Genomic DNA, 538 nt, shown 5'->3' with positions numbered 1-538 from the left:
CTCAATCCATGATCGACCTGATAATTATCCTGATTTCAATTCTGAGTTTGGTCACCTTGAAGGTGATACGATCGTTGGCATTCATCATAAAAGTGCCGTCATTACTTTAGTTGAAAGATTATCTAAAGTCATTATCACGATTAAACCCAACGGCCGTAAGGCATTAGATATTGAAACTGCCCTTAATCAATGGTTTTCTCGCTTCCCTAAAAACTTCTTTAAATCTATTACGTTTGACTGTGGAAAAGAATTTTCTAACTGGAAAGCCATTAGTAACCAACATGATATTGATATATATTTTGCGGACCCTGGAACACCTTCTCAACGCCCATTAAACGAGAATTCTAACGGGATTCTGCGTCGTAATGGACTGCCGAAATCAATGGATTTTAGAGAAGTGAATCAGACATTTATTTCCAGTGTCAGCAATCAACGTAATCATATTCCAAGAAAATCATTGAATTACAGAACACCAATCGAAATATTTTTGAGCTATGTACAAGAAGCATTTTATTCTAGCTTAATTTGACAAATCATA

General features: G+C 35.5%; 1 pseudogene. It reads left to right on the top strand.

Going from position 1 to position 538, the window contains the following annotated elements:
- Positions 1-529 (top strand): annotated as a pseudogene (locus tag HMPREF2731_RS00365) (IS30-like element IS6770 family transposase); the annotation flags it as partial.
- Between the last annotated feature and the right edge of the window lie 9 nt (positions 530-538).

The organism is Enterococcus sp. HMSC072F02 (genome assembly GCF_001837725.1).
GTDB lineage: Bacteria > Bacillota > Bacilli > Lactobacillales > Enterococcaceae > Enterococcus_B > Enterococcus_B lactis.
The sequence above is the reverse complement of the archived record's forward strand: the minus strand, read 5'-3'. Positions and strand labels throughout refer to the sequence as shown.